Genomic DNA, 21,731 nt, shown 5'->3' with positions numbered 1-21,731 from the left:
CTCCACTTGATCACGGGCGTCTGTTCCGGCCGCCGGTCGGTCGCGGGCTTGGCCGAAGTGGTTCATTCCGGACGCGGAGGGTCATCCGTGGCGATTCGGGGCATGCTGCGGAGCGGCGACATCGACGGCCAGTGAGGGTCGCCAGCCCGGTGCCGGGAGAGTGTCGGCACCAAGCCGCTCAGCCGACCAACCAGCCCGCAAAAGCCATCCAGGCCGGGGTGCCGGCCAGCCACAGGCGCAGCGGTTGCGACACGATGATCACGGCGGCTCCCCAGCCGAACGCCGGATGCAGGCGGCGCTGCCGGATCGTGTCGATGGCGATGCAGGCGAGGATGAGCAGGTCGGCAAGGCCGAAGAACGCGAGCGGCCCGCCGTGGCGGATGAAATCCAGCGGCAGCCGGGCGATCGCCGCCGTGAGGATGCCGAGCGTGGCCAGCAGCATCAGCCGCCGGTGGAAGTCGCTGCGCCGGCGCAGCAGCAGGCCGCTGCCGGCAATGCCGGCGAATACCAGGATGTCGAAGATCGGCACGCTGAGGAAGATCAGCGGCGGGATCCCCGGCGGTCCGGCATGGCGCCGTGCGCCTTCGATCGCGGTGGCGATGCCGAGGATCGGGATCAGCACCACCAGTGCGGCGCCGAACAGGCCGAGTCGCCGGTGCAGGCGGATGCGATGCGATTCGACCAGCCAGACCTGGGTCGCGAACACGACGAACCACGCGCTCATCACCAGGCCGTGCACATGCACCAGCGTGGGCAGCGTGGGCGTGCCGAACCAGGCCTTCAGGTAATAGGTTTGCGCGAAGCCGGCGAACACCACCAGTGCCGCGACGATGGCGGCCCATCGGTACAGGCGTTGCAGGGTACCGGGACGACGGCTTTCAGGAACGGCGACCATGGCATCACTCTCCAGCCGGGCAATGGATGGCCGGCATCGACGAACCGATTCGGGATGGATGCGCGCCCCCGTCGCACCGCCGCGATGCTAGGCCGATTGCCGGGGGCAGGCAAGCCGCGGGAGCAGCGGCGCCATGGAACTACTCACGCGGGCCGGCGCGCGCCCAGCGTCACCAGCAATTCCTGCGCGCTGCGGATGCGCTCGCTGGCGCCGGGGAGATCCAGGATCACCTTCAGCTTGTCCTGGCCGTCCAGCTTGTACACGCGCGGCTGGCGCTGGATCAGCTGGATGATGGTCATCGGGTTCACCTCGGGCTTCTCGCGGAACACGATGCGGCCGCCGTTCGCGCCGAAGTCGAGTTTGCGGATGCCGAGCGGGGTGGCCATCAGCTTCAGGCTGGCCACGGCGAACAGCTGCTTGGTGGGAGCGGGCAGCAGGCCGAAGCGGTCGATCATCTCCACCTGCAGGTCGCGCAGGTCGTCTTCGTGGCGGGCGCTGGCGATGCGCTTGTACAGGGTGAGACGTGCGTGCACGTCGGGCAGGTAGTCGTCGGGAATCAGTGCAGGCAGATGCAGCTCGACTTCGGTTTCGTGCTCGGAACTCAAGTCGAAGTCCGGCACCTTGCCCGACTTCAGCGCGCGCACCGCGCGGTCGAGCAATTCGGTGTACAGGCCGAAGCCGATCTCCTGGATCTGCCCGGACTGTTCGTCGCCCAGCAGCTCGCCGGCGCCGCGGATTTCCAGGTCGTGCGTGGCCAGGGTGAAGCCGGCGCCGAGTTCTTCCAGCGAAGCCAGCGCTTCCAGCCGCTTCTGCGCATCGGCGGTGATCGAACGGCGGTCGGGCACCACCAGGTACGCATACGCGCGGTGGTGCGAGCGCCCGACGCGGCCGCGCAACTGGTGCAGCTGGGCCAGGCCGAAGCGGTCGGCACGGTCGATGATGATGGTGTTGGCGGTGGGGATGTCGATGCCGGTTTCGATGATGGTGGTGCATACCAGCACGTTGAAGCGCTGGCGGTGGAAATCCGCCATCACGCCTTCCAGTTCGCGCTCGGGCATCTGGCCGTGGGCGATGCGGATGCGCGCATCGGGCACCAGTTCCTCCAGCTCGCGCACGGTGCGTTCGATGCTCTGCACCTCATTGTGCAGGAAGTACACCTGGCCGCCGCGCGACAGCTCGCGCTGCAGCGCCTCGCGGATCGTCGCCGGGTCCCACGCCGAGATGAAGGTGCGCACGGCGGTGCGGTGTGCCGGCGGCGTGGCGATCAGCGACAGGTCGCGCAGGCCGGCCATCGCCATGTTCAGCGTGCGCGGAATCGGCGTGGCGGTCATCGTCAGAAGGTCGACTTCGGCGCGCAGTTTCTTCAACTGCTCCTTCTGGCGCACGCCGAAGCGCTGTTCCTCGTCGACGATGACCAGGCCGAGATTCTTGAACTTGACGTCCGGCTGCAACAGCTTGTGCGTGCCTACGATCACGTCGATCTGGCCGTCGGCCAGGCGTTTCAGCGCGTCGTTCACTTCCTTGGTGGACTTGAAGCGCGACAGCACGTCCACGCGCACCGGCCAGTCGGCGAAGCGGTCGGCGAAATTGCGGTAGTGCTGCTGGGCGAGCAGGGTGGTCGGCACCAGCACGGCGACCTGCTTGCCGGCGGTGGCGGTGGCGAACGCGGCACGCAGCGCGACTTCGGTCTTGCCGAAGCCGACGTCGCCGCAGATCACCCGGTCCATCGCGCGCGGCGCGGCAAGATCGTCCAGCACCGCCTCGATCGCGCTTTCCTGGTCGGGAGTTTCCTCGAACGGGAAGGTGCTGCCGAATTCCTCCACCAACTGGCGATCGATCGGCAGCGATTCGCCGCCACGCGCCTGGCGCTGCGCATAAATCGCCAGCAGCTCGGCGGCCACATCGCGTACTTTCTCGGCGGCCTTGCGGCGTGCGCGTTCCCACGCGTCGCCGCCCAGCGAGTGCAGCGGCGCCAGCTCCGGCGCGGTGCCGGAGTAGCGGCTGACCAGGCCGAGCTGCGCCACCGGCACGTACAGCTTGTCGCCCTTGGCGTACTCGATGGTGAGGAACTCGCCATCCATGCCGCCCACGTCCATCGAGACCAGGCCCTGGTAGCGGCCCACGCCGTGATCGACGTGCACGATCGGCGCGCCCGGAGTGAGTTCGGTGAGGTCGCGGATGATCGCTTCGGGGTCGCGTGCGGTGCCGCGGCGGCGCTTGCGGTCGCGCTCGCTGCGCACCCGCTCGCCGTACAGCTCGCGCTCGGTGAGCACGGTGAGCGCGGGTTTGGTGACGGCGAAGCCCTGTTCCAGGCTCGCGATGGTGATGGCAAAACGTTGTGCATCTTCAGCAAGGAAGGACGTCCAGCCGTCCACGTTATCCGGTTTCATCCCGGCGCCGGCCAGCGTCTCGATCAACGCCTCACGCCGCCCCGCCGAATCCGCGGCGATCAGCACCCGGCCCGGATAGCTGGCCAGGAAATGCCGCAGCGACGTGCCCGGTTCCTCGCCTTTGCGATTCAGCGGCAGCTCCGGCGCCGGCTGGGTGCCGGTGTCGACAGCGTGCTCGTGGCCGGCGTCGACCACCTCCACGCGCAGCCGCTTGTTGAGTCGCTCGCGCAACTGTTCCGGCGGCAGGTAGAGTTCGGCCGGCGGCAACACCGGGCGCTCGATGTCGTGCGCGCGCTGGTCGTAGCGTTCGGCGGTTTGCATCCAGAACTGGTCGGCCGCTTCGCCGGCGCCTTCGCCGAGCACGAACAGCGCATCGTCGGCGAGGTAATCGAAAAGAGTTGCCGTCTGTGCGAAGAACAGCGGCAGGTAGTACTCGATGCCGCCGGGCGTGACGCCTTCCTTCATGTCCTGGTACAGCGGGCAGCGGCGCACGTCGATCGGGAAGCGCTCGCGCAGGTTGCCGCGAAACTCCTTCGCTGCCTCGTCGGTGAGCGGAAACTCGCGCGCAGGCAGCAGCTCGACCCGGTCCACCTGCTGCTGCGAGCGCTGGGTTTCCGGGTCGAAGCTGCGGATCGACTCCACTTCGTCGTCGAACAGCTCGATGCGGTACGGCTCAGCCGTACCCATCGGGAAAATGTCGAGCAGGGCGCCGCGCACCGCGAAGTCGCCCGGCTCGGCCACCTGCGGCACGTTGCGGTAGCCGGACGCTTCCAGCCGGCGCTGTTCGCCGGCGAGGTCGAGCTTCTGCCCCTTCGCCAGCACCAGCCCGGAGCCGGTGATGTGCGAGTGCGGCGCGATCCGCTGCATCAGCGTGGCCACCGGCACGACGAGCACGCCGCGCTTCACGTTCGGCAGCTGGTACAGCGTGGCGATGCGCTGCGAGACGATCTCCGGGTGCGGGCTGAACGCGTCGTAGGGCAGGGTTTCCCAGTCCGGGAAATGCAGCACCGGCAGGCCGCCGGCGAAGATCTTCAGCTCGGACTCCAGCGCCTGCGCGCGCTGGGTATCGCGCGCCACCACCACCAACAGGCCCTCGTGCGTGCGTGCCGCTTCGGCAAGCAGCAGCGCCCGGGCGGAGCCGTGTGGCGGCGTCCAGTAGCGGCGTTGCTTGGGGGTGGTCGGCAGGGGCGGGTGTTTGATCGGGCTGGGCATAGGGACGCATGTTCAAGGCGCCGCCATCGAGCCGCGCCGGGGAAAGCGGGCAAGTGTAACGCGATGGCTCCGACAGGCCCCGCCCGCAGTTGCGGCCTTACAGCTTCAACGTGATCTGTGCCGTGCCCGGTTCGTCCGGCATCACCCGTTGAGTGAAGCCCAGTTCCTTGCACAGCTGCAGCATCGGCCGGTTTTCCTGCAGCACGTAGCCCCACAGCTCGGCGAGGCCGCGGCGGCGGCAGTCGTCGACCAGCCGCTGCATCAGCAGCGCGCCGAGGCCGAGCCGGCTCCAGTCCTGTTCCACCAGTACAGAGAACTCGGCGCTGTCGGTGGCCTCGTCGACGAAGATCCGACCCACGCCACGCATCTCGGCCGGCTTGATGGACTCGTCCATCAGCACATAGGCGGTCTCCAGCGCAGGGTCGATGCGGCACAACCGTTGCGCCATCGGCGCGGGCAGCTCGGACATCGCATGCAGGAAGCGCCGGCGGATGTCCTCCGGCGACAGCCGGGTGAAGCAGCGCTGCATTGCGGCCACGTCGCCCGGCTCGATCGGCCGCAACACCAGCTCGCGACCGTCCTGGGTACGCACCTGCTCGCCGTGCGACGACGGCGCCACCTTGGGGCGCGCGAAGCGCTCGCTGCTGCGTGGCGGCAACGAGGCGTAACGGGACGGGGCAGAGAAGTCGATGGCAGGAATCATGGCAGCTCCATACTTTTGCGTATTGTGTGCAATGCAACATGAATTTGCAATGACGAACCCCGCGGTGAGCTGTCGCATAGGTGTGGAGCCATCGCTGTGATCGGTCGGCCCATGTTGCAGTACGGGGTAGTGTGGGCGTGGCAGACAGGAAGCGCACCACCCCGCACAATGCGAGGCTGGATTTCTTCGGAGCACGGCATGACCCGTAAACCGGCAAGCGGACTCACCGCGGCCCAGTTGAAAGCGCTGTGCGGCCACTGGCCCGGCGTCACCCGCGATACCAAGTGGGGCGTCGACATGGTGTTCAGCGTGGGCGGCAAGATGTTCGCGGTGATGCCGTCGGACGGCAGTGAAGGCGGCCGGCTGTCGTTCAAGGTGGCCGACGAGCGCTTCCTCGAACTCACCGATCAGCCCGGCATCATCCCTGCACCGTATCTGGCACGCGCGCACTGGATCTCGATCACCGAGCCGCAGCGTTTCGCCACCGCGGAACTGGAGACCTTCATCCTCGACGCCTATACGCTGATCCGCGCGAAGCTGACGAAAAAATTGCAGGCGGAGCTGGGGCCGCTGCCGACAGTCAAGGCGGGAAGATGAAACAGCATCTCGGCGCATTGGCGCTGCTGGTCGCCGACTACGACGCGGCGATCGCCTGGTACACCCGCGCGCTCGGCTTCGAGCTGGTCGAAGACACCGACATGGGCGACGGCAAGCGCTGGGTGCTGCTGGCGCCGCCCGGTTCCAGCGAAACCCGCTTGCTGCTGGCCAAGGCGAAAGGCGACGAGCAGGCCTCGCGCATCGGCAACCAGACCGGCGGCCGCGTGTTCCTGCTGCTCCACACCGACGACTTTCAGCGCGACTGGCAGCGCATGCGCGCCGAAGGCGTGCACTTCCGCGAGGAACCACGCCACGAGGTTTACGGTACCGTCGCGGTATTCGAGGATCTGTACGGCAATGGCTGGGACTTGCTGGAACTGAAGCGCTGACGCGTTACCAGATCAGGTCGTCCGGCACCTGGAACTGTTTGTAGTACTCGTCGTCCGCGTCGTTGCCGCTGCCGGCTTCGGCGTGGCCGTGATCGAGTACGATCATCGCCGCGTCGCGCTCGGCCACCTTGTCCGCGGCGACCCGTGGCAGCAACTCGTAGCCCTGGTCGTGACGCACGATCACCAGCGTGCCGCTGGCCAGCTGCGCACGCAGCGCCTCGTTCACCAGCACGTCCCGGATCTTGTCGCCGTCGGTAAAGCGATAGGCGATCTCGCCCTCGCGCTTCACCTTGTGCGCCTCGACAATCTGCCGCACCTGCGCGCGCGCCTCGTTCACTCGCACCTGCGCATTGCGCTCGGCGGCCATGGCACGATCGCGCTCGGCCTTCTCCGCCTGCAGCCGCCGCGCCTCCGTCTCCTCAGCACTCGGCGCCGCCGGCCCCTTGCCCTTGTGCTTCTTCGCCTGCTCGCGCACGACTTGCGCGGCCTTGGCCTTGTTGACCAGACCGGCCTTGAGCAGTTGTTCTTGCAGGGGATTGCGCATGGGGATCGTGGATGGCTGGGTGAAGTAATGGGCGGGATTGTAGCGTGGGCGTTGGCATGCGCCCGCCGCAGTGACGATCGGGTTGAGGGCTGAGCACGTTCGCGATTGCCGGGTGACCCTGCGGGAAGCCTGGGGATTCGGCGCATCGGTGCGGTTCGTGGCCTTCGTCGCGAAGCGCATAATGCCGGCAGTGAAATGTGGCTAAAGGAGCATGCGGTGGAAGCGAATTCAGTGACTGGGCAACCACACGGGGCGGCGGTGCCGGCTACGCAAGCCGGGCGGATGCGGGCGGCGGTCGATCGGGCTGTTGCCGTCGGGCCAGGCTTTCTGCGCGGCGACATCGATGCGGATCACATGGCAAACACGATGGTCCAGGCGGTGCGCAACTACACCGAACAGGAGCAGGCTGCAGGCAGTGACGGTGTGTCGCGGGGCGCGGAAACCCAGGCGTTGCAGGGTGTCCTCACGGAGCTGATGGCGTGTGGCTCGGGCTACCTCGCGGGTCGTTACGACGCTGCCTGCGTCGCACGCACGATGACGCAGATAGTCCACGAGTTCGGGCCGCACTGACGATCAGGGGTACATCACCGACTGGCTTCGGATCGCAGCCCGGGCCGGCGGTGATGTGCGGAGTTGTCTATGCCGCGTGCTTCCGGCCGAGGGATGAAGTCCCTGCCGTTCGCATGCCGTCATTCAATCCGCGTTGTCCGGTTCGAAAAAGCTCCACCGCACATCGGCGAACTCCGCCTTCATCGCGGCCTCGACGGTATTGATGGCGGCGATCAGTTGCTGATTGTCGGCGGCCGGCTGCATGCGCGCCTTCACCGCCACCATCACGTCAGGGCCCATCTGCAGGGTGAGCAGGTTCAGCACTTCGGCGACTTCCGGGCGCGTGTCGAGGAAGGCCAGCAGTTCGTCGCGGCGGCGCGGTTCGACACCTTGGCCGATCAGCAGCGCCTTCACCTCGATCGCCACCAGCACCGCCACCACGATCAGCAGCACGCCGATCGCGATGGTGCCGGCGGCGTCGAACATCAGGTTGCCGGTGAGCATGGTGGCGCCCACGGCGATCGCGGCCAGGCACAGGCCGAGCAGGGCGGCCAGGTCTTCGCCGAAGATCACCAGCAGTTCGCTGGAGCGGGTCTGGCGGAACCACGTCCACAGATCCTGCTCGCCGCGGGCCTTGTTCACTTCCTGCAGGCAGCCGCGCATCGAGATGCCTTCGACCACGATGCCGAACACCAGCACGCCCAGCGCCAGCCACGGCCACTTCAGCGGTTCGGGGTTGGACAGCTTGTGGATGCCTTCGTAGATCGAGAACATGCCGCCCACGCTGAACAGCAGGATGGCGACGAGGAACGACCAGAAGTACAGCGCGCGACCCCAGCCCAGCGGAAATTCGTCGGACGGTGGGCGCTTGGCTTGGCGGATGCCGAGCAGCAGCAGGCCCTGGTTGCCGCAGTCGGCCAGCGAGTGCACGGCCTCGGCCATCATCGCGCCGGAACCGGTGACGAAGGCGGCGAACAGCTTGGCCACGAAGATGGCGAAGTTGGCGCCCAGCGCGAGCAGGATGGCCTTGATCGGGTTGGCGTGACCGGATGACATGCGGCTTCAATCCTCGGGAATGAGTCGCGCAGTCTACCGGTCGCGTCGCCGACTGCGAATGGATCAGCGGATACCGACGCCCAGGCCCACGCCGAAGCGGACGTTGTTGCGGCCCTTGTTCATCTCGTCGGCGGTCCACACATGCGACTGCGCCACGCTGACCAGCGGGAATACGTAGTCGGCCTCGCCGACCTTGCCGGCGCGGCTGCCGCTGAGCTTGCCGTCGACCGTCATCAGCGCGCCGGACGGGTAGTCCAGCGGTTCCACGTAACCGGGCATCACCGCGATGAAGCGGCCGTTGCCGCTGTCGTTCGCCTTCGGCCGCTGCGAGGAGTCCAGCGGGTAGGCCAGCAGTTCGATCTCGCTGTGGTCGCTGAACACCTTGACCTGCACGATGCGCCCGCCCCAGATCACCTCGCTGTTGCTGAAGTTTTCCGGTGATTGCGCTACCTGGAACGGCGCGGCGGTGACCGCGGCGCCGGTGGTCTTGTAGATCGGCGCCGGGGCGCAGGCGGCCAGCATCAGCAGGGCGGCCGGCGCGGCGAGGCGGGTCAGCATGAAGGCGGGGCGGGTGCGCATGGTCGTGCTCCTGGAGGAAGCCGGTGGATGTGCCGAGCTTAGCGGCGACCCGGCGGCCGCGGTAGTCGCGAGGCGGGCAACGGGCTGGGCGTGTTCAGCATGCTGCCGGCTTCGTCCAGCAGCCAGTCCAGCTTCCATTCGGCCGGGCGGTCCTGCGACAGCAGGCTGGCCAGCACGCGCAGCGGTTCGCGCAAGGTGTCGTCGAGGTTCCACGGCGCGTTGAGGATGACCATGCCCGAGCCGTTGAGGCGCAGCGGCGAATCGTCCGGATGCACCAGCAGCTCGGCGCGCAGGATGCGCTTCACTCCGCTGTGCTGCAGCTTGCGCAGGAACGGCTGCACCTGGCTGCGCAACTTGATCGGGTACCACACCGCGTAGACGCCGGTGGGCCAGCGCAGCAGGGCCGACTTCAGCGCCTGCTCGATCAACTTGTACTCGGCGTCCTGCGCCTCGTACGGCGGGTCGATCAGCACCAGGCCGCGCTTCTCCTTCGGCGGCAGCAGCGCCTTCAGTGCCTCGTAGCCGTCGCGCTGATGCACGTGCACCTGTGGATTGCCGCGGAACAGGTCGCGCAGCTTGGACGCTTCCTCGGTGTGCAGTTCGCACAACTGCGCGCTGTCGTCCGGGCGCAGCAGGCGGGCGACCTGCAGCGGTGAGCCGGGATAATGCTTCAGGCCTTGCTCGTTGTCTTCGCTCTTGAGGATGCTGGCGCGCCAGCGCTGCAGCAGCGGCGGCACTTTCTCGGCCGGGTGCAGGCGCGCGATGCCGTCCTTGTGCTCGCCGGTCTTGCGCGCCTCGAAGCCGTCCAGCGGGTAGTTGCCGCTGCCGGCGTGGGTGTCGATGTAGCAGAACGGCGAGGATTTGGCCTGCATCGCCTCGATCAGCGCGAGCAGCACGGTGTGTTTCAGGACATCGGCGAAATTGCCGGCGTGATAGGCGTGGCGGTAATTCATGGCGGTCACGGCGGGCGGGGTGGCCCAGTATAGAGGGCCGTGTCGGGGCATAACGGTGTGGCGAACGCCGGCGCGGCGGTTGGCGTGTAACCATCCCTACACATGGGCTGGTGCACGCTCGGCCCGTTGCCTTGCGCAACCGGTCGGGCGTGACGGCCTGATTGCCCACTTCAGCGGAGAAACATCATGAAGTTTTCGCCGAAATTGATCGCCGCAACGACGGCGCTTGGTCTGTGCATGGCAGCCGGCACGGTGTACGCCCAGGACGCCACACCGATGACGCCCGCGCCAGCCGCCAGCAGCATGGGGCACATGAGTAGCGGCTCGATGCAGCACAAGATGATGAAGCACGACCGGAATGGCAGCATGCACAAGATGCCGGCCACGGTGACCTCGGCCGATGCCAAGACGGGTGTCGTGGAGGTGACTACCGCGGGCATGTCGCTGAAAGTGCACTTCCCACCGGCGTCGATGGCCAAGCTCAAGGCCGGCGACAAGATCGTCCTGCACATGGGTTACAGCACGCCGTGACCGGTCTGTACCGGCGTCCAGGGTTGAGCGATGCGCGATTGCGCGGTTAAGCTCCGCCGATGACGTTCTCGCTACGCCAGTTCGCCCGCTCGCGTCGCCTCCGTGCGATGGGCGTGCTGGCGTGGCTGATGCTGGTCATCAGCTCACTGGCGGCTGCGCCGCCGGGAACCGCCGTGGTGCCGCACGCCCACGCCATGGCCGCGACGGTGGCGATGGTCGGTGGCGAGCGTGCCGATCAAGCCGCACCCGTGACGGCAGCTGCGTCCGCTGGTGCCGAGCAGGTGGATTGCTGCGGCGACCTGACCGCCCACCATTATTGCGTCTGCGCGGCGATGTGCGTTACTGCGCTGACGCCGATGGTGGCGTTGACGCTTGCTCCGGTGGCGGCGACCGCGGTTTACGCAATGCCGCGGCGGATCACCCCGCCCGCGCTGGTTACCGCGCCTCCGCTGCGACCGCCGGCGGCCTGAACTCTCCCTCGTTGTTGCCGAGCTTTGCTCACGCCGGTCGCGTGCCGATCGGTGTGTCCCGTGCTTGCGATCGGTGTCGATGCGCTCGATGCCGTCGCATTGGAGAGATTCCATGAACCTGTTTTCCCCGTCGCCGCTCGATCTGTCGCGACGCCGTTTCGTGCAGGGCGTCGCCATTGGCACCGCCGCGGCCGGCCTCGGCCTGCTGCGTCCGTCGAATGCCTGGGCGCTGACCAGCCCCGGCCAACCCACCGTGCTCGGCGGCACCGATTTCGCGCTGGACATCGCCGAGACCGCCGTCAACTTCACCGGCGCGGCGCGGCCGGCGACCACCGTCAACGGCAGCGTGCCCGGCCCGCTGCTGCGCTGGAAGCAGGGCACCACGGTGAACCTGCGCGTGACCAACCGCTTGCGCGTGCCCACCTCGATCCACTGGCACGGCATCATCCTGCCGTTCCAGATGGATGGCGTGCCTGGCTTCAGCTTCGACGGCATCGCGCCAGGCGAAAGCTTTCTCTACCGGTTCCAGGTGCGCCAGAGCGGCACCTACTGGTATCACTCGCATTCGGGGTTCCAGGAACAGAACGCGTTGTACGGCCCGCTGGTGATCGAGCCAGCCGGCCCCGAGCGCTACCCCACGGATCGCGACTACGTGGTGATGCTCAACGATTGGACCGACGAGGATCCCGAGCGCATCTACGCCAAGCTGAAAAAGCAGAGCGACTACTACAACTTCGCCCAGCCCACCGTGCCGGATTTCTTCCGCGATGTGCGCGAGCAGGGGCTGGGCCGGGCGCTGGCGATGCGCAGGATGTGGAACGCCATGCGCATGAACCCGACCGACTTGGGCGACGTCTCCGGCTACACCTATACCTACCTGATGAACGGCGCCGCGCCGGCCGGCAACTGGACCGGCATCTTCAAGCCCGGCGAGAAGATCCGGCTGCGCTTCATCAACGGTTCGTCGTCGACCATCTTCGACGTGCGCATTCCCGGCCTGAAGATGACGGTGATCGCCGCCGATGGCCAGGACGTGCAGTCGGTGCCGGTCGACGAATTCCGCATCTCGGCGGCCGAAACCTACGACGTCATCGTCGAGCCGCAGGACGAGCGTGCATACACCCTGTTCGCCCAGTCGATCGACCGCAGCGGTTATGCGCGCGGCACGCTGGCGCCGCGGCAGGGCATGTCCGCCGAGGTGCCGGCGCTGGACCAGCGCGTGTGGCTGGGCATGCAGGACATGATGGGCGCGATGCCGCACGCGGACCACGGCGGTGGCCATGCCGCGATGCCCGGCATGGATCACGGCAACATGGTCGGCATGACGGCTGCATCCGCACCCGTCGTACGCCACGCCCGCACCGAATACGGCCCCGGCGTGGACATGCATGTCGACATGCCGCGCAGCAATCTCGACGATCCGGGCATCGGCCTGCGCGACAACGGACGCCGCGTGCTGACCTACGCCGACCTGCACACCATCGGCGGGCCGATCGATGCGCGTGAACCCGGCCGCGAGATCGAGCTGCATCTGACCGGCAACATGGAGCGCTTTATCTGGTCGTTCGACGGCGTGAAGTTCTCCGACGCCAAGCCGGTGCATTTCAATACCGGCGAGCGGCTGCGCATCGTGCTGGTCAACGACACCATGATGAACCACCCGATCCACCTGCACGGCATGTGGAGCGAACTGGAAAATCCGGACGGCCAGTTCCAGGTGCGCAAGCACACCATCAACGTGCAGCCGGCGCAACGCATCACCTATGCGGTGTCGGCCGATGCACCGGGGCGCTGGGCCTACCACTGCCACCTGCTGTACCACATGGAGGCGGGCATGTTCCGCGAAGTGGTGGTGTCATGAGGATGCTTCGCCGCAATACCTCGATCGTTCCGCTTCGTTCGGCGTTGCTGGCTGCACTGCTGCTGGCGTTGCCGCTGGCAGCAGTGGCGCAGAGCGCTCCCGCCTCGTCGAGCAGCACGGCGCCGACGGGCATGGGTGCCATGCCGGGCATGGATCACGCCGGCATGCACGACATGGCGATGCCGGCCACCGCAGACAGCGCCACGAAACCGGCGATGAAAACGCCGGTCGAGAAGACGCCGCATGCTCCGGCCACACCGGCACCTTCGTCCGTCGGAGCGCATGACATGGGCGGCATGGATCACGGCACGGTGCTGCAGATGGATCACGGCCCGATGCACGGCATGGATCACCAGGCGATGCCTGGCATGAGCCGCGGCGCGACGCACAACATGGATTCGATGCCGGGCATGACGATGGGGCCGATGCAGGGCGGCCGCGCGCCGGCGGATGCACGCAGCGGCGATTATTCCGACGGCATCGCCGCCAGCCCCGCGCATGAGCTGCACATGCACGGCGGCGCACCGGCCGGCATGCTGCTGATCGATCAACTGGAGGCGTTCCGCGGCCGCGACGCCAACGGCCAGAGCTGGGAAATCCAGGGCTGGTACGGCAACGACAGCGACAAGCTGTGGCTGCGCAGCGAAGGCGAACGCAGTCGCGGCAAGCTCGAAGACGGCAACGTGGAGGTGCTCTGGAATCGCAACATCGCCACGTTCTGGAGCACGCAACTGGGCGTGCGCCACGACTTCGGCGAAGGCCCGGCGCGCAATTGGGCCGCGTTCGGCGTGCAGGGCCTGGCGCCGTACTGGTTCGAGCTGGAGGCGACCGGTTACGTCGGCACTGGCGGCCGCACGGCGGCACGCCTGCGCGCGGAATACGAGTTGCTGTTCACCCAGCGGCTGATCCTGCAGCCGGAAGCGGAGATCAACCTGTACGGTAAAAGCGATCCGCAGCGACGCATCGGCCGCGGTATCTCCGATGTACAGTTCGGCCTGCGCCTGCGCTACGAGATTCGCCGTCAGTTCGCTCCGTACGTCGGGGTGAACTGGGTACGCCGCGTTGGCACCAGCGCCGACTACGCACGACAGGATCGCCAACCCGTGCTCGACCGGCAGATCGTTGCCGGCGTGCGCATCTGGTTCTGAGGAGAACGCAGCATGAAACAGCAGATCAAGCAGCATGGCATCACCGTCGCCGTTGTCCTGGGCGTTTTTGTCATCGGCGCGGGCGTGTTCGTGTACTCGGGCCGCTACGACATGGGTGCCGATGCCCCTCACACCAAACCCGTCTTCGCCGTCATGCAGGCCATGCGCGAGCGTTCGATCGAGGTGCACTCGAAAGACATCCAGGTGCCCAACCTCAATGATGAGCAGCTGATCCTCAAGGGAGCCGGCCAGTACGCGGCGATGTGCACCGAGTGCCATCTGAAGCCCGGCATGAAAGATTCGGAAATCCGCCCGGGCCTGTACCCGCAGCCGCCGAACCTGTCGCAGGTGCGGGTCGCGCCGAAGGAAGCGTTCTGGGTGATCAAGCACGGCATCAAGATGAGCGCGATGCCGGCGTGGGGACTCAGCCACGACGATCCCACCATCTGGAGCATGGTCGCCTTCCTGCAGAAGCTGCCCGACATGACGCCGGCGCAATACAGGGACATGGTGGCAAAGGCTCCGCCGGATGAAGACATGGACATGGACGACGAGGGTGGCCACAGCCACAGCCGTGCGGCGACCGCCGCGGATAGCGATGCTCACGAACACGCCGCCGGCACTCCGGCGGTCGAGACGCCGCTGTCGATGGAGGGAATGAAGCCGAACGCGGCACCCGCGGCCGAAGCCGTGGCGCGGGCGTTCCAGGCGGCGTTGCAGCGCGGCGATCGCGCCGCCGTGCTTGCGTTGCTGGCGCCCGATGTCAGCATCAGCGAAGGCGGCCAGACGCAGACGCGCGACGACTATGCCAGCGGTCACCTGGGCGAGGACATCGCCTTCCTGAAAACCGCGCGGATCACGCCGGTCTCGCTGGGCTCGATGCCGATGGGCGATACCGCGATGGTCGGCAGCGAAAGCGACATGCAGGCCACGGTCAAGGGCAAGCCGGCCACGCTGCGCAGCCGCGAGATGCTCAACCTCAGAAAAGACGGCGACAGCTGGAAGATCGTGTCCATCCAGTGGCAAACCACCCCCGTGCCAGAAAAATGACCAGGAGAATGACGATGAAACGATGGCTTTCCCGCCTGGGCATCAGCCTGCTGTTTGCCGCGCTGTTCGCGCCGGTGGCGATGGCGGCGAACGCGTTCGATGTATACAGCGATCCGTCCTGCGGCTGTTGTGGCGCGTGGGTCGGTTACATGCGCGCGCAGGGCTACACCGTCACCGTGCATCAGGATCAGCCGATGGCGGCGGTGAAGGCGCGGTTCGGCGTGCCGCCGGGCGCCATGTCCTGCCATACCGCGCTGATCGACGGCTACGTGATCGAGGGGCATGTGCCGGTGGAGGACATCCGCCGCCTGCTGGCCGAGCGACCGGACGCGCGTGGCCTGGCCGCGCCCGGCATGCCGATGGGTTCGCCCGGCATGGAGATGGGCGCGTCCGAACGCTATGACGTGGTGTTGATCGGTCACGATGGCTCGACCCGCGTTTATGCGAGCCACGGCCCGGGCGCGTGAACAACGCCGACGCGTCATTGGCGTTGCTGCTCGCTTGACCCGCGTCAATCGCCGGCTCGACCCGTTTGCATTACAGTGGCGTCGGCATGAAGCGCGCATTCCACCTCCGCCCGCGTACCCGCCGCCGCCTTGCGTGGCTGGTGGCCTTGCTGCTGTTGTGGCAGCAGGTGGCGGTGGCTGCGTACGCCTGTACCACCATGCCGGCATCGCCGGCTGCGGTGGCGACGCAGGCGAATGCGCCTTCGATGGCGGCGATGGGCGACGGCTGCGCTGAAATGCCGGCGGCTCCGGTCGCCCCGATCTGCCAGCAACACTGCCAACCCGAGCATGCCACCCAGGTCGACGTCCGCACCGCCTCGGTGCCGTTCAATGCGCTGGCCGCGCTGCCGCCGATGTCGTTGTCCGTGGCGGCCGTGACATTGCCGTCGCATCGAACCCTGGCGCATCTCGAGCGTTTGCGCACGCCGCCACCCACACCCACGTTGTTGTACTGCTCGCTCCTGATTTGATCTGACACGTCGCGGTATTCACCGACGTGGCGTCGTGCCCGCTTTGGCAAGACGCAAATGCAGATCGACGGAGTGTTCACCCATGTTCTCCCTTCACTTTGCCCGGCACCTGATGGTGACGGGTCTGGCCGCGCTCCTGTGGGGAGCCGTGGCTGCGACGGCGCGTGCCGCCGAACCGCCGCTGACACTGGAAGCGGCTGTCCAGCAAGGCCTGGCGCGGGCGCCGCAACTTGAAGCGCGCGCCGCCGACATCGCGGCGACGCGCGAGGAAGCGGCGCGTGCCGGCCGACTGCCGGACCCCACCCTGACGTTCGGGCTTGCCAATTATCCGGTCACCAGCCCGGGCGCTTTCAGCCTGCGTTCGGACGAGATGACCGCGCGTACGGTCGGCGTGATGCAGGCCATTCCGTCGCGCACGGCGCGTCGCGCGGAGCGTGCCTTGGCCAGCGCGCGGATCGATGCGGCGCAGGCCGATCGCGTGGCCACCGCGCAGAGTGTGCGCGAGCGCATTGCCGATGCCTGGATCGACGCGTGGGCGACCGAGCAGCAGCGTGCGTTGCTGGCCGGCTTGCATGACGAGGCGGCGTTGGCCGTGCGGATCGCGCAGGCCCGTTTGCGCGGCGGCGAAGGCAGTGCGGTCGATGCGCTGGCGGCGCGGGCCGAGAGCGCCACGCTGGACAATCGGCTGGAAGCGGTCGAGGCCGATCTCGCCGCCGCGCAGGCAGGCCTGCAACGCTGGCTGGGGACGCCGCCCGGCGCGCTTGGTACGGCGCCGGACTTCGGTCAATTGCCGATGGATGCCGATCGCCTGGTGTCCGCCGTCGACCGGCAGGCGCCGTTGCAAGCGTGGGCTGCACGCGAACAGGTGGCGCAGGCGGCACTCGAACAGGCGCGCGCGGCCAGGCAGCCGGACTGGAGCGTGAGCGCCAGCTATGGCAAGCGCGCCGCGGGTTTGTCGGACATGGTGATGCTGGAGGTGGGCGTCAGCCTGCCGCTGTTCACGCGCAACCGGCAGGACCGCGGCATCAGCGCCAGGCAGGCGCAATGGGACGCCGTGCAGGCCGATCACGAGGACGCGCGCCGCGCCCAGCGCGAGGCGGTGACGCGGGCGGTGGCTGGCTGGCAAGGCTGGGGGCGACAGATCGCGCGCTATCAGCAGGTCCTGTTGCCGCTGGCACGCGATCGCGCACGAACCGCGCTGGCCGGCTATCGCGGCGGTGGTTCGCTGCAACCGTGGCTGGATGCCCGCCGCGCCGAGATCGAACTGCGCCTGAGCTATGCCGATGCGTTGGCCGCACGCGCACGGCTGTGGGCTTCGCTTGCCTACCTGCTGCCTTCGGAGGTGACGCCATGAAGCGTCTGTTGGTCATCTTTGTCGCCGTCGTCGCGGCCGTTGTCTTGTTCGTCGTCGGTTATCTCGGCGGCCGTCGCCAGGCCGCCACCGCTCCCGCATCGGCGCACCCGTCGGCGACCGCGCCGGACACGGCCGGCAAGGTGCTGTACTGGTACGACCCGATGGTGCCGGAGCAGCATTTCGACAAACCTGGCTTGTCGCCGATGGGCATGGAAATGGTGCCCCGGTATGCCGATACCGGGACGGCCGATGGTGTCGTGCGGATCGATCCGGCGACCGTGCAGAACCTGGGCGTGCGCACCGCGCTGGTCGAGCGCCGCGTCCTGTCGACCGCGCTGCGTGTGCCCGGCACAGTGGCGTGGAATCCACGCGAGGCCACCACGGTCAGTGCCCGCGTCGATGCGGTGATCGGCAAGCTGCGGGTGCGTGCGCCGTACACGCAGGTGACGGCGGGCGAGCCGCTGGCCGACCTGTTGGCGCCGCAGTGGAGCAGCGCGCTGGCTGAGTACGACGCGCTGCAGGGCGCGCAGTCGGCCGACGCGAAGGCCTTGCGCGGCGCCGCGCGCGAGCGCCTGCAGGTACTCGGCCTGACCTCCGCGGATATCCGCGCGGCACGCCACGGTGCGGGCGCGGCGATCACGCTGCATGCGCCGCAGGCCGGCGTGGTCACCACGCTGGATGTGCGCGAAGGGCAGCGGGTCAGTGCCGGGCAGACGCTGATGACGTTGAACGGTCTGGCCACGGTCTGGGTCGAGGCGGCACTGCCGCAGGCGGTTGCCGGCGCGGTGCGCGGCGGTACGCCCGTCACCGTCACGGTCGACGCACTGCCGGGCCAGGAGTTTCACGGCAGCGTGGAGGCGCTGTTGCCGGATATCGACAACGCCACACGCACCCGGCGCGCCCGCATCGTGCTGGCCAACCCGGACGGTCGGCTGAGCCCGGGCATGTTCGTCACCGTGCAATTGCGTCCGGCCGATGGCAAGGCGGTAACGGTGGTACCGGACGATGCGCTGATCGCGACCGGCCAGCAGACGCGGGTGATCGTGGCGGAAACGGACGGCCATTTCCGTCCGGTCGCCGTGCATGCCGGTCGCTCGGCCGATGGCTACACGGAGATTCTGGATGGCGTGCGCGGCGGCGAGAAGGTCGTCGTGTCCGGCCAGTTCCTGATCGATTCGGAGGCCAGCCTGTCCGGCGCGCTGGAGCGTCTGGGTGATGGCCGGGACGCACCCGCAGCGGCCACCAGCGCAGCGGACCATGCGCTGTCCCACCCGATGCCGACGGGAGGCCACCCATGATCGCCGCCCTTATTCGTGCCGCGATCGCGAATCGCATGCTCGTCTTGCTGGCCGCGCTGGTGCTGGCCGCGGCTGGCGTGTTCTCGCTCATGCGCACGCCGCTCGATGCCTTGCCGGATCTGTCGGACACCCAGGTGATCATCCGCACCAGCTGGGCCGGGCAATCGCCGCAGGTGGTCGAGGATCAGGTCACCTATCCGCTGGCCACCACCATGCTGTCGGTGCCTGGCGCCCGGACGGTGCGCGCGTATTCGTTCTTCGGCGACTCTTACGTCTATGTGCTGTTCGACGACAGTACCGACCTGTACTGGGCCCGCTCGCGCGTGCTGGAGTACCTGAGCCAGGTGCGCGGCCAGCTGCCGGCCGGGGTCAATCCGTCGCTGGGCCCCGACGCCACCGGCCTGGGCTGGGTTTACGAATACGCGCTGGTCGACTGCACCGGCAAGCATGATCTTGGCGAACTGCGTGCATTGCAGGACTGGTTCCTGCGCTATCAACTGAAGACCGTGCCCGACGTGGCCGAGGTGGCCAGCCTCGGCGGCATGGAACGCGCCTGGCAGATCGTGCCGGACCCGCAGGCGCTGGCCGCGCGCGGCATCACCGTGGCGCAATTGGCGGATGCGGTGCGCGCGGCCAACGGTGCCAACGGCGGCTCGGTGATCGAGCAGGGCGAGGCGGAGCTGATGGTGCGCAGCGAAGGCTATCTGCGCAGCCGGGCGGACTTCGAGAATGTGCCGATCACCACCCCTGCGAGCGGTGTGCCGGTGCTGCTGCGCGAGGTCGCTGCGGTGCGGCGCGGCCCGACCTTCCGGCGCGGCATCGCCGAGCTGGATGGCCAGGGCGAAGTGGCCGGCGGCATCGTCGTGCTGCGCTCGGGCAAGAACGCGAAGGCCGCGATCGTGGCGGTCAAGGCGAAGCTCGCCGAGCTCAAGCGCAGCCTGCCGGCCGGCGTCGAGATCGTGCCGACCTACGACCGCGCACAACTGATCGACGCGGCGGTGAGCAACCTGTGGGGCAAGTTGTTCGAAGAATTCCTGGTGGTCGCGCTGGTCTGCATACTGTTTCTTGGCCACCTGCGCTCGGCGCTGGTGGCGGTGGTCAGCCTGCCGCTGGGCGTGCTCGTCGCGTTCATCGCGCTGCACCTGCAGGGCGTGACGGCGAACCTGATGTCGCTCGGTGGCATCGCCATCGCGATCGGCGCGATGGTCGATGCGGCGGTGGTGATGATCGAGAACGCGCACCAGCATCTGGAACACTGGCGCGACGCACACGACGGCAAGGAGCCGCAAGGTACGGCACGCTGGTCGCTGATCGCCGACGCGGCGGCGGAGGTCGGCCCGGCGCTGTTTGTCAGCCTGCTGATCATCGCGCTGTCCTTCATCCCGGTGTTTGCGCTGCAGGGGCAGGAGGGCAAGCTGTTCAAGCCGCTGGCGTTCACCAAGACCTACGCGATGGCGGCGGCGGCCGGGCTGGCGGTGACCCTGGTGCCGGTGCTGATGGGCTACCTGATCCGGGGGCGCATTCGCCCGGAGCGCGCCAACCCGCTCAACCGCGGCTTGATCGCGCTGTACCGCCCGATCCTGGAAGCGGTACTGCGCTACCCGAAAGCGACCCTGGCGCTGGCCGGGCTGTTGCTGCTCACCGCGCTGCTGCCACTCGACCGGCTCGGCAGCGAGTTCATGCCGGCGATGGACGAAGGCACGCTGCTGTACATGCCCACCGCGCTGCCCGGGTTGTCCTCGGGCAAGGCTGCGCAATTGCTGCAACTCACCGATCGCATGATCAAGACCGTGCCCGAGGTCGATCACGTGTTCGGCAAGGCCGGGCGTGCCGACACGGCCACCGATCCGGCGCCAATGGAAATGTTCGAAACCACGATCACCTTCAAGCCGAAGGACCAATGGCGGCCGGGCATGACGATGGACAAGATCAAGGCGGAACTGGACCGGGCAGTGCAGGTGCCGGGCTTGACCAACCTGTTCGTGCCGCCGCTGCGCAACCGCATCGACATGCTCGCCACCGGCATCAAGAGTCCGATCGGCATCAAGGTGCTGGGCAGCAACGTCGACAGCCTGCAGGCAGTCGCTGACCGGATCGAGGCGGTGGCGCGCGGCGTGCCCGGGGTGAGTACGGCGATTGCCGAACGGGCCGCCAACGGGCGTTATGTCGACGTGCGCATCCGGCGTGCCGATGCCGCACGCTACGGTCTGACCCAACAGCAAGTGCAGCAGCTGGTAGCGACCGTGGTCGGCGGCGATCCGATTGGCCAGACCGTCGAGGGGCGCGAGCGCTATCCGATCGTGTTGCGTTATCCGCGGGCGGCGCGCGATTCGCTGGCCGCGCTGAGGCAGCTGCCGATCGTCGCGGCAAACGGCGCGCAGCTGACGCTGGGGCAGGTGGCCGATATCAAGGTGGTCGCCGGGCCGTCGATGCTGAAAAGCGAAAACGGGCAGCTGGCGACTTACGTGTACGTCGACACCGCCGGCCGCGACCTCGGTGCGGTGGTAGCGGATCTGCAGCGCGCGGTAGCCCGCGAGGTTCGGTTGCCGTCGGGTATCACTGTGGCGTGGTCGGGCCAGTTCGAATATCTGGCGCAGGCCATGCAGCGACTGACCCTGGTGGTGCCGGTCGTGCTGCTCATCGTCTTCGTGCTGATCTTCGCGGTGTTTCGCCGCTGGAGCGAGGCGGCGCTGATCATGGCCAGCGTGCCGCTGGCGCTGGTCGGCGGACTATGGCTGATCTGGCTGCTGGGCCATGCGGTGTCGGTGGCGACGATGATCGGCTTCATCGCGCTGGCCGGCGTCGCCGCCGAATTCGGCGTGGTGATGATGCTGTACCTGCGTCACGCGTGGGATCGCCAGTTGGCCATCGATCCGCGGTCGGGTCCGGCCGAACTGGATGACGCGATCCGCGAGGGCGCGGTGCAGCGCGTGCGGCCGAAGGCGATGACCGTGGCGGTGATTCTCGCCGGCCTGTTGCCGATCCTGCTCGGCCACGGCGCCGGCTCTGAAGTGATGCAGCGCATCGCCGCGCCGATGATCGGCGGCATGCTCACTGCACCGCTGCTGTCCATGCTGGTCATCCCCGCCGCGTTCCGTCTGCTGGTGCTGCGCCGGTTGCGCCGGGCCGGCCAGGCGCACGCCTCGTTTCACTCCGACCCGCAAGGAAACTGATTC

20 protein-coding genes are annotated in these 21,731 nt (G+C 67.8%); 13 read left to right on the top strand and 7 right to left on the bottom strand.

Features of this window, described 5'->3' with window-relative positions; genetic code table 11:
• Positions 1 to 178: 178 nt before the first annotated feature.
• The 3 genes from ASG75_RS05170 to ASG75_RS05160 all read right to left on the bottom strand — a co-directional run bounded on the left by ASG75_RS05170 (position 179) and on the right by ASG75_RS05160 (position 5,200).
• Positions 179 to 895, bottom strand: coding sequence for a hypothetical protein (locus tag ASG75_RS05170; protein WP_056386326.1), 717 nt, complete (start codon positions 893 to 895; stop codon positions 179 to 181).
• A 143-nt stretch (positions 896 to 1,038) separates the two neighbouring features.
• Positions 1,039 to 4,497, bottom strand: a complete 3,459-nt coding sequence (gene mfd / locus ASG75_RS05165; protein WP_056386324.1) for a transcription-repair coupling factor — start codon at positions 4,495 to 4,497, stop codon at positions 1,039 to 1,041.
• A 97-nt stretch (positions 4,498 to 4,594) separates the two neighbouring features.
• Complete coding sequence (locus ASG75_RS05160) at positions 4,595 to 5,200, bottom strand: GNAT family N-acetyltransferase (protein WP_056386322.1); 606 nt, start codon at positions 5,198 to 5,200, stop codon at positions 4,595 to 4,597.
• Positions 5,201 to 5,398: 198 nt separating this feature from the next.
• Here ASG75_RS05160 and ASG75_RS05155 point away from each other — a divergent pair, with 198 nt between their 5' ends.
• Positions 5,399 to 5,797 carry an MmcQ/YjbR family DNA-binding protein gene (locus ASG75_RS05155; protein ID WP_056386320.1) on the top strand — a complete coding sequence of 133 codons (399 nt, stop codon included), beginning with the start codon at positions 5,399 to 5,401 and terminating at the stop codon, positions 5,795 to 5,797.
• Positions 5,794 to 6,186 carry a VOC family protein gene (locus tag ASG75_RS05150; RefSeq protein WP_056386317.1) on the top strand — a complete coding sequence of 131 codons (393 nt, stop codon included), beginning with the start codon at positions 5,794 to 5,796 and terminating at the stop codon, positions 6,184 to 6,186. The genes ASG75_RS05155 and ASG75_RS05150 overlap by 4 nt, the downstream gene beginning before the upstream one ends.
• Before the next feature lie 4 nt (positions 6,187 to 6,190).
• Here the strand turns inward: ASG75_RS05150 and ASG75_RS05145 are convergent, their stop codons facing one another.
• Positions 6,191 to 6,730 (bottom strand): DUF2058 domain-containing protein, encoded by a 540-nt coding sequence (locus ASG75_RS05145; RefSeq protein ID WP_056386315.1) that lies wholly within the window; start codon positions 6,728 to 6,730, stop codon positions 6,191 to 6,193.
• Between the two features lie 216 nt (positions 6,731 to 6,946).
• Here ASG75_RS05145 and ASG75_RS05140 point away from each other — a divergent pair, with 216 nt between their 5' ends.
• Positions 6,947 to 7,300 carry a hypothetical protein gene (locus ASG75_RS05140; RefSeq protein WP_157616896.1) on the top strand — a complete coding sequence of 118 codons (354 nt, stop codon included), beginning with the start codon at positions 6,947 to 6,949 and terminating at the stop codon, positions 7,298 to 7,300.
• Between the two features lie 123 nt (positions 7,301 to 7,423).
• On the opposite strand, the gene ASG75_RS05135 is transcribed toward ASG75_RS05140, so the two are convergent.
• The 3 genes from ASG75_RS05135 to rlmJ form a co-directional block, all read right to left on the bottom strand.
• Positions 7,424 to 8,335: a cation diffusion facilitator family transporter gene (locus tag ASG75_RS05135; RefSeq protein ID WP_056386311.1), complete on the bottom strand. Its 912-nt coding sequence runs from the start codon at positions 8,333 to 8,335 to the stop codon at positions 7,424 to 7,426.
• 63 nt (positions 8,336 to 8,398) lie between these two features.
• Positions 8,399 to 8,914 (bottom strand): Slp family lipoprotein, encoded by a 516-nt coding sequence (locus ASG75_RS05130; protein WP_056386309.1) that lies wholly within the window; start codon positions 8,912 to 8,914, stop codon positions 8,399 to 8,401.
• 38 nt (positions 8,915 to 8,952) lie between these two features.
• Positions 8,953 to 9,867, bottom strand: a complete 915-nt coding sequence (gene rlmJ / locus ASG75_RS05125) for a 23S rRNA (adenine(2030)-N(6))-methyltransferase RlmJ (protein WP_056386308.1) — start codon at positions 9,865 to 9,867, stop codon at positions 8,953 to 8,955.
• Positions 9,868 to 10,053: 186 nt separating this feature from the next.
• Between rlmJ and ASG75_RS05120 the strand changes: the two genes are divergently transcribed.
• From ASG75_RS05120 to ASG75_RS05075, 10 genes are all read left to right on the top strand, one after another.
• Complete coding sequence (locus ASG75_RS05120) at positions 10,054 to 10,398, top strand: hypothetical protein (protein WP_056386307.1); 345 nt, start codon at positions 10,054 to 10,056, stop codon at positions 10,396 to 10,398.
• Between the two features lie 59 nt (positions 10,399 to 10,457).
• The gene (locus ASG75_RS05115; RefSeq protein ID WP_056386305.1) at positions 10,458 to 10,868 is read left to right on the top strand and encodes a hypothetical protein; all 411 of its coding nucleotides are present in this window, start codon (positions 10,458 to 10,460) and stop codon (positions 10,866 to 10,868) included.
• Positions 10,869 to 10,980: 112 nt separating this feature from the next.
• Positions 10,981 to 12,729: a copper resistance system multicopper oxidase gene (locus ASG75_RS05110; protein ID WP_056386302.1), complete on the top strand. Its 1,749-nt coding sequence runs from the start codon at positions 10,981 to 10,983 to the stop codon at positions 12,727 to 12,729.
• Positions 12,726 to 13,877: a copper resistance protein B gene (locus tag ASG75_RS05105; protein WP_200935597.1), complete on the top strand. Its 1,152-nt coding sequence runs from the start codon at positions 12,726 to 12,728 to the stop codon at positions 13,875 to 13,877. Before ASG75_RS05110 ends, ASG75_RS05105 begins: the two co-directional genes overlap by 4 nt.
• A 12-nt stretch (positions 13,878 to 13,889) precedes the next feature.
• On the top strand, positions 13,890 to 14,927 hold the full coding sequence (locus ASG75_RS05100) for a c-type cytochrome (protein ID WP_056386300.1): 1,038 nt from the start codon (positions 13,890 to 13,892) through the stop codon (positions 14,925 to 14,927).
• Between the two features lie 14 nt (positions 14,928 to 14,941).
• A complete protein-coding gene (locus ASG75_RS05095; protein WP_056387042.1) occupies positions 14,942 to 15,394 on the top strand; it encodes a DUF411 domain-containing protein in 453 nt (150 codons plus the stop codon).
• Between the two features lie 86 nt (positions 15,395 to 15,480).
• The gene (locus ASG75_RS05090; protein ID WP_056386298.1) at positions 15,481 to 15,903 is read left to right on the top strand and encodes a hypothetical protein; all 423 of its coding nucleotides are present in this window, start codon (positions 15,481 to 15,483) and stop codon (positions 15,901 to 15,903) included.
• Positions 15,904 to 15,985: 82 nt separating this feature from the next.
• Entirely contained in the window at positions 15,986 to 17,257 is a 1,272-nt protein-coding gene (locus ASG75_RS05085; RefSeq protein ID WP_056386296.1) for a TolC family protein, read from the top strand.
• Positions 17,254 to 18,555 (top strand): efflux RND transporter periplasmic adaptor subunit, encoded by a 1,302-nt coding sequence (locus tag ASG75_RS05080; RefSeq protein WP_056386294.1) that lies wholly within the window; start codon positions 17,254 to 17,256, stop codon positions 18,553 to 18,555. Before ASG75_RS05085 ends, ASG75_RS05080 begins: the two co-directional genes overlap by 4 nt.
• The gene (locus ASG75_RS05075) at positions 18,552 to 21,728 is read left to right on the top strand and encodes a CusA/CzcA family heavy metal efflux RND transporter (protein ID WP_056386293.1); all 3,177 of its coding nucleotides are present in this window, start codon (positions 18,552 to 18,554) and stop codon (positions 21,726 to 21,728) included. The genes ASG75_RS05080 and ASG75_RS05075 overlap by 4 nt, the downstream gene beginning before the upstream one ends.
• Positions 21,729 to 21,731: the final 3 nt, after the last annotated feature.

The sequence above is a fragment of the Rhodanobacter sp. Soil772 genome, assembly GCF_001428385.1.
GTDB lineage: Bacteria > Pseudomonadota > Gammaproteobacteria > Xanthomonadales > Rhodanobacteraceae > Rhodanobacter.
This window is presented reverse-complemented; position numbering and strand designations above follow the sequence as displayed.

Coding starts and splice junctions, on each gene's coding strand:
- ASG75_RS05170 (WP_056386326.1), bottom strand. CDS start 895: ATGGTCGCCGTTCCTGAAAGCCGTCGTCCCGGTACCCTGCAACGCCTG.
- mfd (WP_056386324.1), bottom strand. CDS start 4,497: ATGCCCAGCCCGATCAAACACCCGCCCCTGCCGACCACCCCCAAGCAA.
- ASG75_RS05160 (WP_056386322.1), bottom strand. CDS start 5,200: ATGATTCCTGCCATCGACTTCTCTGCCCCGTCCCGTTACGCCTCGTTG.
- ASG75_RS05155 (WP_056386320.1), top strand. CDS start 5,399: ATGACCCGTAAACCGGCAAGCGGACTCACCGCGGCCCAGTTGAAAGCG.
- ASG75_RS05150 (WP_056386317.1), top strand. CDS start 5,794: ATGAAACAGCATCTCGGCGCATTGGCGCTGCTGGTCGCCGACTACGAC.
- ASG75_RS05145 (WP_056386315.1), bottom strand. CDS start 6,730: ATGCGCAATCCCCTGCAAGAACAACTGCTCAAGGCCGGTCTGGTCAAC.
- ASG75_RS05135 (WP_056386311.1), bottom strand. CDS start 8,335: ATGTCATCCGGTCACGCCAACCCGATCAAGGCCATCCTGCTCGCGCTG.
- ASG75_RS05130 (WP_056386309.1), bottom strand. CDS start 8,914: ATGCGCACCCGCCCCGCCTTCATGCTGACCCGCCTCGCCGCGCCGGCC.
- rlmJ (WP_056386308.1), bottom strand. CDS start 9,867: ATGAATTACCGCCACGCCTATCACGCCGGCAATTTCGCCGATGTCCTG.
- ASG75_RS05120 (WP_056386307.1), top strand. CDS start 10,054: ATGAAGTTTTCGCCGAAATTGATCGCCGCAACGACGGCGCTTGGTCTG.
- ASG75_RS05115 (WP_056386305.1), top strand. CDS start 10,458: ATGACGTTCTCGCTACGCCAGTTCGCCCGCTCGCGTCGCCTCCGTGCG.
- ASG75_RS05110 (WP_056386302.1), top strand. CDS start 10,981: ATGAACCTGTTTTCCCCGTCGCCGCTCGATCTGTCGCGACGCCGTTTC.
- ASG75_RS05105 (WP_200935597.1), top strand. CDS start 12,726: ATGAGGATGCTTCGCCGCAATACCTCGATCGTTCCGCTTCGTTCGGCG.
- ASG75_RS05100 (WP_056386300.1), top strand. CDS start 13,890: ATGAAACAGCAGATCAAGCAGCATGGCATCACCGTCGCCGTTGTCCTG.
- ASG75_RS05095 (WP_056387042.1), top strand. CDS start 14,942: ATGAAACGATGGCTTTCCCGCCTGGGCATCAGCCTGCTGTTTGCCGCG.
- ASG75_RS05090 (WP_056386298.1), top strand. CDS start 15,481: ATGAAGCGCGCATTCCACCTCCGCCCGCGTACCCGCCGCCGCCTTGCG.
- ASG75_RS05085 (WP_056386296.1), top strand. CDS start 15,986: ATGTTCTCCCTTCACTTTGCCCGGCACCTGATGGTGACGGGTCTGGCC.
- ASG75_RS05080 (WP_056386294.1), top strand. CDS start 17,254: ATGAAGCGTCTGTTGGTCATCTTTGTCGCCGTCGTCGCGGCCGTTGTC.
- ASG75_RS05075 (WP_056386293.1), top strand. CDS start 18,552: ATGATCGCCGCCCTTATTCGTGCCGCGATCGCGAATCGCATGCTCGTC.